The sequence below is a fragment of the Wolbachia endosymbiont (group A) of Opomyza germinationis genome (assembly GCF_964264765.1).
Lineage (GTDB): Bacteria > Pseudomonadota > Alphaproteobacteria > Rickettsiales > Anaplasmataceae > Wolbachia > Wolbachia pipientis.
The window spans coordinates 1,225,674-1,240,251 of record NZ_OZ183482.1 but is presented as its reverse complement, the minus strand read 5'-3'; the positions used below and the strand labels follow the sequence as shown (position 1 = coordinate 1,240,251).

The following is a 14,578-nucleotide window of genomic DNA, read 5'->3' as shown; positions in this document are numbered from 1 at the left end:
AAGCTCCATAGTGATCAGCCGTTACTGTATTTTACAGCTATGGCTTTTTTGTTGTTTATATTCAACATTACGTGCAATTTTCTCGTTTGCTCATAGCCACGATATTTTCTGTCAGTGCTATTTTCCTTGCTGTGTGTTGTTGTATATACTAATTCCTGTACTGTCTATAGCAATTTCGATATCTTCCATATTATTTTCTGCAATCATTTATCTTAATATTAAGTTTCTTTTGATGCTTGTGAATAGCTGCAAATCTCTTCCTATTTGTTGCAAATACCCTTTTATAAACCCGACTGTTTGTCTTAAACCAATTCTAAAGAAACTGACGATTATATGCACCAAAATCACAACTTTATCACTATAAATATAGTTGCCGCCCTGCATTTTTGGACAATTCTCGTACCAATTTTCTATGGCGTCATTGATATAACAAAAAATGCTTCCTCTTTCTTGGAGAAATTTGTTATATTCATGGCAGTTACTGACTCTCATTTTTTGTGGCATATTTTTTCTTCAACAGTTAAATGGCTATTTATAATGAATTTTGTCAGTAACTGCCAGTTCTTTTCGCTTGAGCGATGCAACAAAGCCCACTGGGATCCAGTTTCACCTTGTGATGGTGTCATGAAAGTAGCTGACACTGGTTTCCATCCAAGACGGTGTCATTCCTTACTATTACCCACAAATATAAATGGACTAAAAAGTAAAATATTACAATATTAAAGTTTGCAAATATTGAGGGTGTAAAATGGCAAGTAAAAGTAGTGAATGGGCTAAAAATGAATTTGGAGATAAAAGGTTAACTGAGCGATTAGTAAAGATTGCTGATATGTTTGACAAAATTACCTGAAAGTTAGATTAATCAAGCATGTGAAAGTTGGTCAGAAGCAAAAACAGCATAACGTTTTTTTCAAAATGAGAATGTAAAAGAAAGTGATATTTTAGCTACACATATTAATAAGACGGTTGAGAGAACAAAAGCTCACAAGAGGGTTCTTGTCATTCAAGATACCAGTTACATTGTATATAATAACCATAAAAAAACAAGCGGATTAGCAAATTTGTCCAGTTATGATACTGCAAAAGGTATTATAATGCATACAGCTCTTGCCGTTAGTATAGAAGGTTTGGTACTAGGGATACTAGATCAAAAAGTTTATTCAAGACCTGAAGAAACTGAGAACCTTAAAAAAAAGAGCGATCGCATTGAAGATAAAGAAAGCGTAAAGTGGTTGGAAACTTTAAGAAAAACAAATAATATTATTGATCCAACTCAAACTGAGACTATAACTGTATGCGATAGAGAAGCAGATATATATGACTTTTTTGAGCTTGCACATAATCTTAATTCGGCAGTGCTAGTTAGAGCATGCAGAGATAGAGCAGTAAATAGAAAATCTCGATATCCTGAAAAAGGTGAGCAGAAGTTATGGGCATTTATTAAATCCTCTCATTGTGCAGGTACGGTAGAAGTTGAAGTTCCTGTAAAAGATAATAAGCCAAAAAGAACAGCACGTTTGGAAGTTAGATTTGGAAAGTTTATGATGAATCCATCTAAGAATAATATTAGGCATAAGACGGAAGAACTACCTAAATTACCACTTTATGCAGTTTATGTTGTTGAGAAAACTCCCCTTCCCTTAAAAAAAACCGCTAGAATGGATGCTATTAACGAATCTTTCAGTTAATACTTTCGATGAAGCTGTTGAAAAAATTAGTTGGTATCAACTATGTTTTTTAAAAATTTTTTTATTTGTGTAATTTTGCAAATTATATGGGCAATAAAAACCCGTTTGTCATAGAAATAGAATTTTATATCAAACAGCTACCACAGCAATTTCTGCTTAAGCTAATGAATATGTGCTTTAAGTCTGTGTGGACGCACATATTCATTAGCCAATTTCAGTTACCGTTGTGAAGATTTTTAAGTATGCAAATTAATTGCTTCTTTAAGTCTTGTATTAGCAATTACTATAATTTTACGCATTAGGGCTGTTATAGCCACCATCTTCTTCTTACCACTTTCAACAAGCTTAGAATAAAAGGCGCCAAGTATAGATTTTGACCTTGTAGCAGCCATAGCGGCTGTAAAGAGCTTTGAACGAACGTTACTTCTACCACCTGTAATCCTTCGGTAACCAACAGCTTTACCACTTTCTTTTGGATGCGGTGCAACTCCGGCAAGACTTGCTACTTCTTTTCTATTTAAGTAACCAAGCTCTGGCATTAAACACAAAAAATCTTGTGATAACTTTTCCAGGAACTGTTTTAAGAATTTTTTGGCGTTGTTGTAATTCGCGGCTTTCATCAATAATCTTTTGTATAGTATCATTGAGTTCGTTTATTTGACTATCGAAAAACTCAATGGTCTTTTGACAGCTTTCTTTTATATGATCATTTTCCGGTGCTTCAAGTCTGCATTTTTCTTGAGTTCTCATTTGCGTAATATCATCACGACGTTGACAAAGTGCAGCCAAAGTTGATTGTTCTGTAGAGGTAGGTACAAATAGAGAGATAGTTCTATGGCGTTCAAATCCATATTGAGCAAGAGCTCTTGCATCTAGACTTTGCTAAAGTTCCGTGAGATAAAATAAAGCTTTTTACTTTACGAGTATTAGCTCGATGCACGGCAATATTTTTGTCGGTAAGAAAATGTGATAAGCCAAGCTCATATTTCCCTGTATTTTCTAAAGTCACTAAAGCATTAGGTAGAATATCTGAAAACTCTTGAAATAATTGTTGCCAACCAGAAGCATTATTATCAAATTCGACAGCATTCTTCTGTTTGTGAATTGCAACGATATTTTTAAATTTTCCGATGTCAATGCCAATAAAATTTTGATAAGATGTAACCATAATAAACCTCGATAGTTTTAGTTAATTTAAGATTGTAAACGGGTGCATATATATGTCCCAAGCAACTATTCAAACGTATCGAGAGATAGGGCTAGCGTACCTTGATACCAACGGTTGTAATACCAATTTCCTTTCGGTCGCGCACGCCCGCTATTCCTAGTGAGCAGGGTTATCTTTCTCTCTTATCTCTTTTATATCACGTTTTTAACTTACAATTGCCTTAGATGGAAAATAGAGATATTACATAAAATTTTAAATCCGGTCTCAAAGTTGAAGAATGTAGGCTTGGAATAGCAGAAAGACTAATGAGATATCTAACAGTTATGAGTATTATTGCTTGGAGGATCTTCTTTATTACATCAATTGCAAGAGCTAACCCAACATTACCATGTACTACCTTATTAGCTGAAGAAGAATGGAAAGTTTTATACGTTAAAATACACAGAAAACCATGTCCAAGTGTAGTTCCCAACATAAAAGAAGCTGTTTCATGAACTTGGAGGCCATTTAGCAAGAAAAAATGACCCAAAACCAGGACCAATTACTCTTTGGAAAGGATATAAACGTCTCTTTGATTTAGCAGAAGGATGGCGACTTGCTCACGAACCTCATATTTGTGGGTAATAGTAAGATTTGATATGCTGCCAACACTTATGTTCAAATTAAAAATGTCATTTATGATACTAGCCACTTCACGCTTTGAGTTTTTGTAAAATTCGCTGAGTGCTGCAATTATAGACTTAACCCTTGGACCAAATGTATCTGGCGTAACACCTTCTGGTAACTTGCTACTTTTTCTTTTTCTGCATCTCCAACAACGACCATGTTCCAATTACTACATAAGGCCTAATTTCCGGAAGATCAACTTTTTGGTGAACATAAGGTTTTTCGCATATTACAAGCTCTCCTCCGCATTCGCAAATATTAGGCAACTCTATTTTTACTACTTTATCCGCTTCCATTGTGGCATGAAAATTTCCTTTATGCCCAACCTGATCGCCAACATTCCTTTCGCTTTTTGGCTTGTCCTTTTTTATTTTGTATAGCTCTTTTGAGCTGGGCAGGGATGAGTTTTTTGAATTTAAACCGAGCCTTTCCTTTAATTCAGCGTTCTCTATCTTTAAAGCTTTATTTTCTGCTTTTAAGTTTTCTATCTCTGCTTTCAGTTTTTCTATTTTTTGCTGTAAATTTTTGCAAAGTTCTCAAAGGTTTACCACATTACCTCACTTTTGCTCTATGATTATCTTTATTATCTTGCTTTGTCTACCTTATTCTACCACTCCGCTGAACGGATACAATTTACTAAACAGAAAAAAAGGCAAAAGAAACCCTAGGGTAGCTAGTTATTCACTATCCATTTTTTAAGTTGGCGTTTTTTAATGTTTTAAATAGCGCATTTCAGCTTATATTAGGTAAAAACCTAGAAATTTTATAAAGAAATAAGGTGCACATAGTGCAAAAAATTAAGCATGATTTACGCCAAATACATTAAGTTTTTTGTCATTAATCCACTGCAGAGATTGCGAAGATAAATAAATAGCTTCAGTGTTATAATAAGGGGGCTGGCGAAGCTTGTCAAGGAAGTTTTTATGATTTATCTAACGAACTTTACACTTGCTAAAGTTGTACCATCTTGGTAACTTTAACTGAAAGAAGTTATTTTTTATCCAATATGAAAAAAGCCTTTATATTCACATCCTTAATAGCAATTATATTGATAGTTATTACTTATTTATACAGAAACGACGGAACTAATGACTCACAAGTGGTAAATGTTTATTCATCGCGCAAAGAAAAATTAGTACGTACTTTGTTTGATGAATTCACGAAAAATACAGGTATTAAAGTACGTTACATCATTGATGATTATTCTCAGCTACTTTCACGAATGGAAAACGGTGGTGAAGCTGACTTATTTTTGACTGCTGATGCAATCAACTTAATTCTAGCAAAAAAAAGAGGACTTTTATCTCAAGTAGATTCAGAGGTTTTAAAAAGTGTTATACCTGCAAGATTTAGAGACAGTGAAGATTATTGGTTTGGTCTTACAAAAAGAGCTAGGATATTGGTTTACAATAAAGAGTCAGTAGACCCTAAGGACTTAAGTACTTATGAAGATTTAGCAAATGAAAAATGGAAAGGAAAAATATTAGTGCGTTCTTCTACAAGTCCATATAACAGATCGTTAATTGCTTTTATGATTGCAAATAATGGTTTTGAAAAGACGAAAGAATGGGTAAGCGGAATTGTGAGCAATATGGCAAGAAAACCAAGTGGTGGTGATACTGATCAAATTTACGCCGTAGCAGCGGGTGAGGGAGATGTTGCAATAGTAAACAGCTACTACTTTGCGAGAATTCTTTCATCAGAAAATAAAAAGAATGTTGCAGACAAGCTAGGGGCTTTTTTTCCTAATCGCAACGATCACGGTGTAATGGTAAACATCAGTGGTGCAGCAGTAACAAAAAACGCAAAAAACAGGGAAAATGCTATAGTCTTATTGGAATTTTTAGTAAGCAAGCAGGCTCAAGAGTTATACGCTAAAAAAAACCAAGAATATCCTATTATTGAAGGCGTTGAAACTTCCGATATACTAAAATCTTGGGGAAATTATTCACAAAGTGATTTGCCTCTAAGTGAACTTGAGAAGCATCTTTTTGAGGCTGTTATGATAGCGGATGAGTGTAAGTGGAAGTAATCCCCAGCGCCACTAAACATTGGGATGAAAGATTTATGCTAATATACCTTACTCTTGACTCGCTGAACTTTTTCTTCCTTCTAACTTAATTTTGACTTTACTATCTTTTTCCGTTCTTTCACCAAAACAATTGCTGCACAAGAAGTCTATTGAAAAAAGGTAATAAGAAAGTAGAATAGGTTCAAGTAGTTGAAAAGGAAACTATGAACAAGAGAAGGAATTTGTTAAACATCTCAGACCTTACAGTCGATGATGTAGAAAATATAACTAAGTTGGCCAACCAGTACCTTAAAAAAGAAGTTGCAAATAGTCATATCTTGGAAAATAAGACAGTAATAAATTTATTCTTTGAAGATTCAACGCGTACACTTGCGTCTTTTGAAATAGCAGCAAAAAGCCTTGGAGCAAATGTTGTAACTTTGCCAATAAGATCTTCTTCTATTAACAAGGGAGAAGATCTAAAAGACATGATCAAAACATTAAATGCAATGAATCCTGATTACATAATAATCAGGCATAAAAGTAGTGGTATCATTAATACACTGGCAAAGTATGTTAACTGCTCGCTAATCAATGCAGGCGATGGAAGTAGTGAACATCCAACTCAAGCTCTTGCAGACTATCTTGTAATCAGCAATCACAAAAAGCAAATAAAGGACCTCAAAGTTGTGATATGTGGAGATATTCTGCACAGTAGAGTTGCAAGATCAAATATAAGATTGCTAAAAATGTTTGGAGCAGAGATAAACTTGGTCGCACCACCAACTTTGATTTGTAAGCATTTTCCTGAAGTAGATTCAGTCCATTATTCATTAATTGAAGGTATAAAGGATGCTGACGTAATTATGCTTTTGAGATTGCAGAAAGAGCGCATGAATAATAGTTCTTCAGAGAAAGAATATTTTTATTTGTATGGACTTGATTCACAAAAGCTATCATACGCAAAACCAGATGCGATTGTTATGCACCCAGGGCCAATAAACAGAGGGATTGAGATTAGCAGCGATGTAGCAGATTGTGTTATTTTACAGCAAGTAGAATTTGGATTGGCAATACGTAAGGCAGTGTTGCACTATTATAGGCCTTGCTAATATTAAAAGATGCTACACAACTAATGCAAAAAGGGGGGGCATGAAATGACAAGGCTTGTAAATGGTTTGAGAATGGCCATTAAGATGTTAAGGCCGAGGATATGGTGTGGAAGTTTTTACGAAAGCCTGAAGTCAATCAACAACCTTGCAGAACGGCAAATTAGACGGCTATCGTAAAAACAGCTTTTTCACCTGGTCGGAACATGGAGAAAGATTTGTGGAAAGAATGTTGTCGATATTTTTGACATCACGTCTCAATGGCCAAAATCCCTTCCAAAAGTTACGACTGCTTAGTTCTTTATTCATTCTCACAATCCGTGAACGGTTACAACCTAGATTCCAGTGGGCTTTGTTGCATCGCTAGCTATGATGGATTAAAGATAAAAAAGATAGGGAATATCAGTAGCTTATTATTCTGGTATTTATAACAAGAACGGTCAATGAATACCTAAATTTGAGTAAAAGAAATTTCACTACCATTTACCAATCCGGCTAAAATTCAAGAATTTCAATGCTTTAGCTATTTTCAATAGAATTAAATTTATTAATATAAATAACAAATTACTATTCTTAAATTTGATCAGATTGATTGCAAAAAAACAAGATTTTCAATAGGTTGCTTATAATCCTAACTATAGTTAGCCTTTCATAAGTAGCGATGCAACAAAGCCATTCCAGTGTCAGCTACTTTCATAACACCATATTACCTTAACAAAAGCAAATGTTCGTACAGATGTGCATCAGCTACTTTCATCTGCCACCTGCAAATTGCAATGTTCATACAGTTATGTGTCACGCTACTTGGATGACACCGTTGAAAGAAATGAACCGCCTTTTCAAAATTGTTTTGAATAGAGGAATAACATTCACAAGTAAAATTTCATATTACCATTTTTTAATTTATGTATTATAATAAGCTTAATCTATAAGAAAAACAAAGTTGGAAAAGTTGGAAGAACTAAGCAAAAACTGGGTGATAAGAACGGGAAGATTTTTATCTTCATTGTTTTTTTTACTGTTGATTGCGCTATCAATACGTAGTTTTTTATTCGAGCCATTTCATATACCTTCTGGTTCAATGAAAAGCACCCTACTTGAAGGGGATTACATTTTTACTAGTAAATATTCATACGGTTACAGTAAACACTCCTTTCCATTTTCTCCAAACATTTTTAGCGGCAGGATTTTTTATACCCCTCCAAAGCGTGGCGACATAGTAGTTTTCAAACCCACAAGAAATGACAGCATCAGGTTTGTTAAGCGAGTAATAGGAACACCAGGTGACAAAGTGCAAATGATAGAGGGAGAATTATACCTAAATGATCAGAAAGTAGAGCGAAGGCAAATTGAAAGTTTTTTTGATTATGAGTCAAATCGTAACATACCAAGATATATAGAAACGCTTTTAAGTGGCAAGGAACATGAGATTTTGGTAGATGACATTTCTAATAAGCTATCATATAACACTCCGGTTTATTATGTACCTAACGATCAATTTTTCGTTATGGGAGACAATAGAAATAATTCTTTAGATAGTAGGTTTCCTGAAGTTGGTTTTGTACCAATGGAAAATATCATTGGGCGTGTAAGCATAGTTGGTTTATCATTTAAATTAGGAAAGGTCGATTGGTTACCATTTAATTTCAGGTTACCTGTTGCTTTGAGATTAAATAGGGTATTGCACAAGGTTGTGTAAGCTTTTTCTACCTATTTGTTAATTCACACAACTCTAAAGAAGAATTTTCTAACTCGGCGATAGTGTTGTTAATTTCATTCAAGTCATTGCCTTGTAAAGCGTTTTTTGCATTTTGTAATAGGTTTTTCAACTTTTGATCAGTGGAAAGGTTATTATTGTTTTCAACCAAGTGTATGAGTTTATTTCCATTAATTTTAGCACCTGCAAGGGAACGAGCCTTCATATCTTCGTCAAAACTGTTTATTGACTGGTTAACCATATTTTGAACATCAGCTTCACTCAAGCCAAAACTTGAATTTACTTTAACTGTCTGCTCAATTCCAGTAGTTTTTTCTCTTGCAGTAACAGTCAAGATTCCGTCAACGTTAACTGTAAATTCTATTTCAACTCTTGCAGAACCTGCAGGCAGTGGCGGTATACCTTTTAGTTCAAACTGCGCTAGAGATTTGTTATCCTCTATCATTTCACGTTCTCCCTGACAAACATGAATTTTCATTGCTGTTTGCCCATCAATATAAGTTGTAAACTCTTTTGTTTCTGAAACTGGCAGTGGCGTATTTCTTGGTATGATTTTTTCAACTATGCCTCCCATAGTTTCTATGCCAAGTGATAGAGGTAAAACATCCAGGAGAATATTCCTATCTTTTGAGCTCGAAGTTAAATCATGAGCCTGCAGAGCTGCCCCAATGGCAACTGCTTTATCTGGATCCACGTCATTTAGTACTTTATTTCCAAAGAGTTTGACTAGTGAATTTTGAACCAATGGTGTTCTAGTTGCACCACCAACTAAAATTACTCCTTTTATATCATCAATTTTAAGATCTATATCACTTATAGTACGAGTGACTATATTGATAGTCTTATTGACCAAAGAACTGATTGCCTGCTCGAATTCTTCTCTGGTAATTTCGCACTCAAATGGCTTGCCGTTAACATTAAATTCGAAGATACCTATAGTGTGATTGCTTAGGTACTCTTTCACAGAGCGTGATTCGATAAGTAAGGAATTTAGTTGCTTAGCCGTCTTTTCTCTATACTTATCAATCACAATTGAACTCAGCAAATGATCAAAATCATCACCGCCGAGTTTGGTATCACCACCAACTGCAAGAACTTGAAACACTCCTTGATGCAATTTCAATATCGAAATATCAAATGTTCCACCACCAAGGTCATAAACTGCATATATTCCACTGTTATTGTTCTTTTCAATGGAGTAAGAAAGCGCTGCAGCGGTTGGCTCGTTAACGAGGCGAAGAACTTCTATGCCAGCTAATTTTGCTGCATATTTAGTTGCGTTACGTGCTGAATCGTCAAAGTAAGCTGGCACAGTAATTACTGCTTTTTTTACTTCCAGCCCCTTAGACTTTTTTACCCTCTCACATAAAGCTTTTAATATCTCAGCAGAAATCTCAACAGGAGTAAGATACTTTTCCTCCGAACATTTTACTCTAATAACTTTTTCACTTTCGTTATCTATTTCAAAATAAACACCCATCTTGTTCAAATCTTTAACACTTTTACCCATTAAACGTTTTATTGAGTGGATTGCATTTGAGCCAACATCATAGCCAGTTTTCAATGTATTATTTTCACATGAAATGATAGAAGGTAATAGCTCTCTTCCCTGTTCATCTTTAAATATCTCCACGTTGCCAGCTTTATTTACCATAGCAATTAAAGAGTTGGTAGTGCCAAGATCTATACCAAAAACTACTTCATTTGAATTTGGTTCAGAAATTTGAATTGGTTGCATTTTTCTTCATCTCCTCAAATGACTTGTATAAATATTTCAATCTTAAGACTTGTGTAGCAGCTCTATCAAAATTCTTTACAGCAAAAGTGTTAATTAGATTTTTAATGCAACCTTTTATTTTTTCATCGATCATCCTACTTGCAAATTGTAGATCGTCGCAGTCTAGTAAGTACTCTCTTATTTCCATTGATTCACTTAATATTTCAGAATTTAAGTGGTCCTTTTGGCTTTTCACATTAAAAAAATCCAGCAAATGCTCAGCACGTTTTAGCGGTGACTTTAGTATCTGATAAGCTCTGTTAATATTTTCCATGTTTTGGGACTGTCTTTCATTTATATCAGTCCTGCTTAGCTCAATATATTTTTTCTCTAACTCATCAAAGCTGATATTGAAAGCTGGTTCAATTTCAAACAATGCAAAATAGTTGCTAGACATGAAAACTCTCTCCACAACCACATTTTCCTTTCTCATTAGGATTTTTGAAAACAAAACCCGATGAAAATTTTTCTTCTACATAATCCATTTCAGAGCCAAGAATAAACATGACGGATTTTGGGTCGATCAACACTTTAACTTTTTGGCCATCACTACAGTTTTCTTCAATTACCGACTCTAAAGGACGAGTATCATATGCATATTCAATATCATATTTTAAACCAGAACATCCTTTTTGCTTAATTAGCACTCTTATTCCTATTGCTTCTTCCGGTTTCTCAAGGTTAGTATGCTTCTTTTGGTCCAATAAATACCTTATCCTTTCTACTGCTTCCGCAGTTATAGTGATAAGTTTTTTATTCTTTTTTACAGTTTCACCTCCGCCTACTTCTTGATATTCACCCATGTTCGTAGCTTCTTAATTCTTTTGTTTACTTTGATAGTCATGAATAGCAGCCTTTATAGCATCTTCAGCAAGTACCGAACAGTGTATCTTCACTGGAGGTAAAGACAACTCTTCCACTATTTGAGTATTCTTTATCTGTGTAACGTCACTGATGGTTCTTCCCTTTATCATCTCTGTTAACAAGGAACTTGAAGCAATGGCAGAACCACAACCAAAAGTTTTAAATTTTGCATCTTCAATAACACCTTTGTCATTGACCTTTATCTGCAATTTCATTACATCACCGCACGATGGTGCACCAACTAGGCCAGTACCAACATTTGGATCATTTTTATCCAGAGAGCCAACATTCCTTGGATTTTCGTAATGATCTAAAATTTTCTCATTATAACTCATAAAATTACCTGTGAACCGCTATTCTACATTATAACATATTTAGGTTAAAAACTAAAGTAAAATACACTCAAAAAGTGTAATTTTTGTAAGGTAAAATTGTAGTTTTTGAGTGCATTTTACTTTACAAATTCGCGTAGTGCATGTCATTCTTTATATTGTAATTAAGTTTATAATTTAAAAAGGAGTATCCCTTGAGTTTGTTTAGTAACCTTTATCAGGGCCTGTTAAAAACTTCTTCTCGCTTTAGCGACGGGGTGAAAAGTATTTTTTCTGGCAAAAAAAAATTAGATCAGTCGCTTTTAGATGAATTAGAAGAATTGCTAATTAGCATGGATATTGGTCATAAAACTTCCAAGTTGATTATCGATAGGCTCACAAGCATCAAATTTGACAAGGAAGTTGAGTATAATACCATCACACAGCAGCTAATGAGCGAAATAGAATCGATATTGAACCCTGCTGTGCAACCGCTAATTTTAAACAAAAAACCACATATAATAATGGTATGCGGAGTAAATGGTAACGGTAAAACCACGACTATAGGTAAGCTCGCATATAAATATAAGGAAATGGGAAAATCCGTTATGCTTGTTGCATGCGACACATTTAGAGCTGCTGCTAGTGAACAATTAAACATTTGGGCAGAACGTTCTGATTGCTTGATTGTTACTGGAGAGTACGGTAGCGACTCTGCAAGTGTGGCATATAGAGCTGTAAGTCAAGCTATAAAAGATAACGTTGATGTTGTTCTAATTGACACAGCAGGAAGGCTGCAAAATAATGTGAACCTTATGGAGGAGTTATCAAAAATATATAGAACGATAAAGAAATTGGATGACACTGCCCCTCATGACGTTATTTTAGTTCTTGACGCAACTACCGGCCAAAATGCTTATAGCCAATTAGAAGCATTTAGCAAAATGGTTAATGTTACCGGGCTAATCGTAACAAAGTTAGATGGCACTGCTAAGGGCGGAGTGGTAATTGGACTTGCAGAAGCTTATAAGATAAAGTTACATGCTATAGGAATTGGCGAAAATATAGAGGACTTAAGGGAGTTTACTAGCAAAGAATTTGCTGAAGCGTTATTTAATTGTAATTAAAGACTTCTCTTAATTCCCTTACGTGACCAAGCTTGATTATTTCAATATCATGAGAAGAATAGTTACCATTTTTAGGCATAATTGCTTTTTTGAATCCTAACTTTTGTGCTTCTTTTAGTCTGAGATCAGCATGCGAGATGTTCCTAATTTCTCCTGAAAGTGCAACTTCACCGCAGATTATTGAAGAAGTTGGCAGCGGTAAATTTACTATACTTGAAATAAGGGAAGCAGCAACAGCAAGATCAGCCGATGGTTCCTGTATTTTGAGTCCCCCTGCAATGTTTAGGTATACCTCTTTATCATGCAAAAACATTTTGCAACGAGCATTTAGCACCGCGATGATCATAGCCAATCTATTAATATCCCACCCAACTACTGCCCTTCTTGGGGTTGCCATATTAGTCCCTGCTATTAATGCTTGCACTTCCATTAAAATTGGTCTTGAACCTTCAATTCCTGCAAATACGGCGCTGCCAACTACTTCTCTGTCATGGGCCATCAGAAACAATGATGATGGATTATCAACAGGCACAAGTCCTGCTTCAGACATCTCAAAAACACCAATTTCATTTGCAGGGCCAAATCTATTTTTAATAGTACGCAAAATGCGATATTGATTGCTATTTTCACCTTCAAAATATAATACCGTATCCACCATATGCTCCAGAGTTTTGGGTCCAGCTATTTGTCCATCCTTAGTTATATGACCAACTATTAAAAGAGAAACACCATATTGTTTCGCAAGAATAGTTAATTCATGTGCGCAAGTACGAACCTGAGTTACAGTTCCTGGTGCCGATGTAATTCTGCTATCATACATTGTTTGTATAGAGTCAATTACTAAGAATTTAATACTTTTGTTTTCCTTTATTGTTGCTACTACATCAGTTAAAGACACTGTAGATAAAAGCTTAATTTTAGGTTCATTTATCTTAAGACGCTTTGCTCTGAGACTCACCTGCTCTAAAGACTCCTCGCCGGATACATAAAGACATTCAAAAGAGGAAAGTTGCACAACATTAGCTGCAATTCTAAGCAAAAGGGTGGATTTTCCAATACCAGGTTCGCCACCAATTAAAATGCTAGCACCTTGAACGATACCCCCACCAAAAACTCTATCTAATTCTTCTATTCCTGTTAAAAAACGACTTGGAGTGATAATTTCGCTACCCGATAACGTCTTTATTAAAATTGGTGCAGATATACTTCTTTTGCCCGTTTTTACTGCTATTTCCTCAACAATTGTATCCCAATTGTCACATGCGATGCACTTCCCTACCCACCTACCAGTGCTGTGACCACAGGATTGACATACATATACAGTTTTCATCAAAGCCAAAATTATTTTGTTGTAATTGTAATAAAAATTAGCTGAATATGCGAAGTAAATCTATAGCTAACCCAAGAAAGGGTTCCCTATGTCATACCGCGATTCATTCGCGGTATCTCTAGATCCCGCTAACAAGTAGCGGGATGACGAGCTTATCGTCACGCCGCCGCGAACCGTCATACCGCGATTCATTCGCGGTATCTCAAAGCATAGATCCCGCTAACACGTAGCGGGATGACGAGGTCATGCCACCGCGCGAACCGTCATACCGTCACGGTATCTCTAGATCCCGCTAACACGTAGCGGGATGACGAGGTCATGCCACCGCAAACCGTCATACCGCCGCGGTATCTCTTAGCCGCTAACACGTAGCGGGATGACGGTTGTCGTTTAGCTACAAACGTTAAGAAATTTACCAAATGAAAAAAAAGGCAAAAGAAGCCCTGGGGTTATTATCCGCTTTAAAATATTGGCGTTTTTTATGTTTTAAACGCTTGACAAGCAAGATTAAGCTGCTTTTAATTGCAACTAACTTACGCTGCAAATGTTTAAGAAGTTTACTAAGCAGAAAAAAAGACAAAGAATCCCCGAGTTAGCTAGTCTTTTACTATCTCTGTCGAGTATTGGCATTTTTTGATGTCTTGTAACGCTTTATAAGCGCGTTCAGCTTATTTAGATAAAAATCTAGATGTAGATGAAGTTTTGTAAAGACATACAGTATCTATGTACTGCAAAAAATTAAACATAAGACGCCGATACATTAAGTAATCCTTACCTTTTAATCTGCAGATTGGCGAAAGCAAATACAAT

At 35.3% G+C, this 14,578-nt stretch carries 12 protein-coding genes and 4 pseudogenes; 8 read left to right on the top strand and 8 right to left on the bottom strand.

Going from position 1 to position 14,578, the window contains the following annotated elements:
- Positions 1-207: 207 nt before the first annotated feature.
- Positions 208-414 (bottom strand): transposase, encoded by a 207-nt coding sequence (locus tag ACFEL3_RS06185; protein WP_233641170.1) that lies wholly within the window; start codon positions 412-414, stop codon positions 208-210.
- Here ACFEL3_RS06185 and ACFEL3_RS06180 point away from each other — a divergent pair.
- Entirely contained in the window at positions 334-723 is a 390-nt protein-coding gene (locus tag ACFEL3_RS06180) for a hypothetical protein (protein ID WP_179943772.1), read from the top strand. The two genes, ACFEL3_RS06185 and ACFEL3_RS06180, sit on opposite strands and share 81 nt — an antisense overlap.
- Positions 724-748: 25 nt before the next feature.
- A pseudogene (locus ACFEL3_RS06175) lies at positions 749-1,731 on the top strand (IS4 family transposase); the annotation flags it as partial.
- Between the two features lie 193 nt (positions 1,732-1,924).
- Here the strand turns inward: ACFEL3_RS06175 and ACFEL3_RS06170 are convergent.
- Positions 1,925-2,856, bottom strand: a pseudogene (locus ACFEL3_RS06170) (IS110 family transposase).
- 216 nt (positions 2,857-3,072) lie between these two features.
- Between ACFEL3_RS06170 and ACFEL3_RS06165 the strand changes: the two are divergent.
- A pseudogene (locus ACFEL3_RS06165) lies at positions 3,073-3,480 on the top strand (IS4 family transposase); the annotation flags it as partial.
- Between the two features lie 7 nt (positions 3,481-3,487).
- Here ACFEL3_RS06165 and ACFEL3_RS06160 read toward each other — a convergent pair.
- Positions 3,488-4,031, bottom strand: a pseudogene (locus ACFEL3_RS06160) (DUF6444 domain-containing protein); the annotation flags it as partial.
- Positions 4,032-4,528: 497 nt separating this feature from the next.
- On the opposite strand from ACFEL3_RS06160, the gene ACFEL3_RS06155 reads away from it, so the two are divergent.
- The 4 genes from ACFEL3_RS06155 to lepB all read left to right on the top strand — a co-directional run bounded on the left by ACFEL3_RS06155 (position 4,529) and on the right by lepB (position 8,341).
- Positions 4,529-5,554 carry an extracellular solute-binding protein gene (locus ACFEL3_RS06155; RefSeq protein WP_265017988.1) on the top strand — a complete coding sequence of 342 codons (1,026 nt, stop codon included), beginning with the start codon at positions 4,529-4,531 and terminating at the stop codon, positions 5,552-5,554.
- A 203-nt stretch (positions 5,555-5,757) separates the two neighbouring features.
- Positions 5,758-6,645, top strand: a complete 888-nt coding sequence (locus ACFEL3_RS06150; RefSeq protein ID WP_006280416.1) for an aspartate carbamoyltransferase catalytic subunit — start codon at positions 5,758-5,760, stop codon at positions 6,643-6,645.
- Positions 6,646-6,690: 45 nt separating this feature from the next.
- Positions 6,691-6,822, top strand: a complete 132-nt coding sequence (locus tag ACFEL3_RS06145) for a hypothetical protein (protein ID WP_255317428.1) — start codon at positions 6,691-6,693, stop codon at positions 6,820-6,822.
- A gap of 772 nt (positions 6,823-7,594) precedes the next feature.
- Complete coding sequence (gene lepB / locus ACFEL3_RS06140) at positions 7,595-8,341, top strand: signal peptidase I (RefSeq protein ID WP_010962911.1); 747 nt, start codon at positions 7,595-7,597, stop codon at positions 8,339-8,341.
- 7 nt (positions 8,342-8,348) lie between these two features.
- Here the strand turns inward: lepB and hscA are convergent, their stop codons facing one another.
- Genes hscA through iscU form a run of 4 tightly spaced genes read right to left on the bottom strand, consistent with a single transcriptional unit; the run spans position 8,349 to position 11,335 of the window.
- Positions 8,349-10,097 carry a Fe-S protein assembly chaperone HscA gene (gene hscA, locus ACFEL3_RS06135; RefSeq protein WP_010082333.1) on the bottom strand — a complete coding sequence of 583 codons (1,749 nt, stop codon included), beginning with the start codon at positions 10,095-10,097 and terminating at the stop codon, positions 8,349-8,351.
- Complete coding sequence (locus ACFEL3_RS06130; protein WP_010962909.1) at positions 10,075-10,533, bottom strand: iron-sulfur cluster co-chaperone HscB C-terminal domain-containing protein; 459 nt, start codon at positions 10,531-10,533, stop codon at positions 10,075-10,077. The genes hscA and ACFEL3_RS06130 overlap by 23 nt, the downstream gene beginning before the upstream one ends.
- The gene (locus ACFEL3_RS06125; protein ID WP_038199190.1) at positions 10,526-10,939 is read right to left on the bottom strand and encodes a HesB/IscA family protein; all 414 of its coding nucleotides are present in this window, start codon (positions 10,937-10,939) and stop codon (positions 10,526-10,528) included. Before ACFEL3_RS06125 ends, ACFEL3_RS06130 begins: the two co-directional genes overlap by 8 nt.
- 12 nt (positions 10,940-10,951) lie before the next feature.
- On the bottom strand, positions 10,952-11,335 hold the full coding sequence (gene iscU, locus ACFEL3_RS06120; protein WP_007548853.1) for a Fe-S cluster assembly scaffold IscU: 384 nt from the start codon (positions 11,333-11,335) through the stop codon (positions 10,952-10,954).
- Between the two features lie 191 nt (positions 11,336-11,526).
- Here iscU and ftsY point away from each other — a divergent pair, with 191 nt between their 5' ends.
- Positions 11,527-12,438 carry a signal recognition particle-docking protein FtsY gene (gene ftsY / locus ACFEL3_RS06115; RefSeq protein WP_010962907.1) on the top strand — a complete coding sequence of 304 codons (912 nt, stop codon included), beginning with the start codon at positions 11,527-11,529 and terminating at the stop codon, positions 12,436-12,438.
- On the opposite strand, the gene radA is transcribed toward ftsY, so the two are convergent.
- A complete protein-coding gene (gene radA, locus ACFEL3_RS06110; protein ID WP_070356933.1) occupies positions 12,425-13,768 on the bottom strand; it encodes a DNA repair protein RadA in 1,344 nt (447 codons plus the stop codon). The two genes, ftsY and radA, sit on opposite strands and share 14 nt — an antisense overlap.
- Positions 13,769-14,578: the final 810 nt, after the last annotated feature.

Excerpts from the sequence above, each read along its gene's own strand:
- ACFEL3_RS06150 (WP_006280416.1), top strand. The coding sequence starts at position 5,758 with ATGAACAAGAGAAGGAATTTGTTAAACATCTCAGACCTTACAGTCGAT.
- ACFEL3_RS06180 (WP_179943772.1), top strand. The coding sequence starts at position 334 with ATGCACCAAAATCACAACTTTATCACTATAAATATAGTTGCCGCCCTG.
- iscU (WP_007548853.1), bottom strand. The coding sequence starts at position 11,335 with ATGAGTTATAATGAGAAAATTTTAGATCATTACGAAAATCCAAGGAAT.
- ACFEL3_RS06155 (WP_265017988.1), top strand. The coding sequence starts at position 4,529 with ATGAAAAAAGCCTTTATATTCACATCCTTAATAGCAATTATATTGATA.
- ACFEL3_RS06130 (WP_010962909.1), bottom strand. The coding sequence starts at position 10,533 with ATGTCTAGCAACTATTTTGCATTGTTTGAAATTGAACCAGCTTTCAAT.
- hscA (WP_010082333.1), bottom strand. The coding sequence starts at position 10,097 with ATGCAACCAATTCAAATTTCTGAACCAAATTCAAATGAAGTAGTTTTT.
- ACFEL3_RS06125 (WP_038199190.1), bottom strand. The coding sequence starts at position 10,939 with ATGGGTGAATATCAAGAAGTAGGCGGAGGTGAAACTGTAAAAAAGAAT.
- ACFEL3_RS06145 (WP_255317428.1), top strand. The coding sequence starts at position 6,691 with ATGACAAGGCTTGTAAATGGTTTGAGAATGGCCATTAAGATGTTAAGG.
- radA (WP_070356933.1), bottom strand. The coding sequence starts at position 13,768 with ATGAAAACTGTATATGTATGTCAATCCTGTGGTCACAGCACTGGTAGG.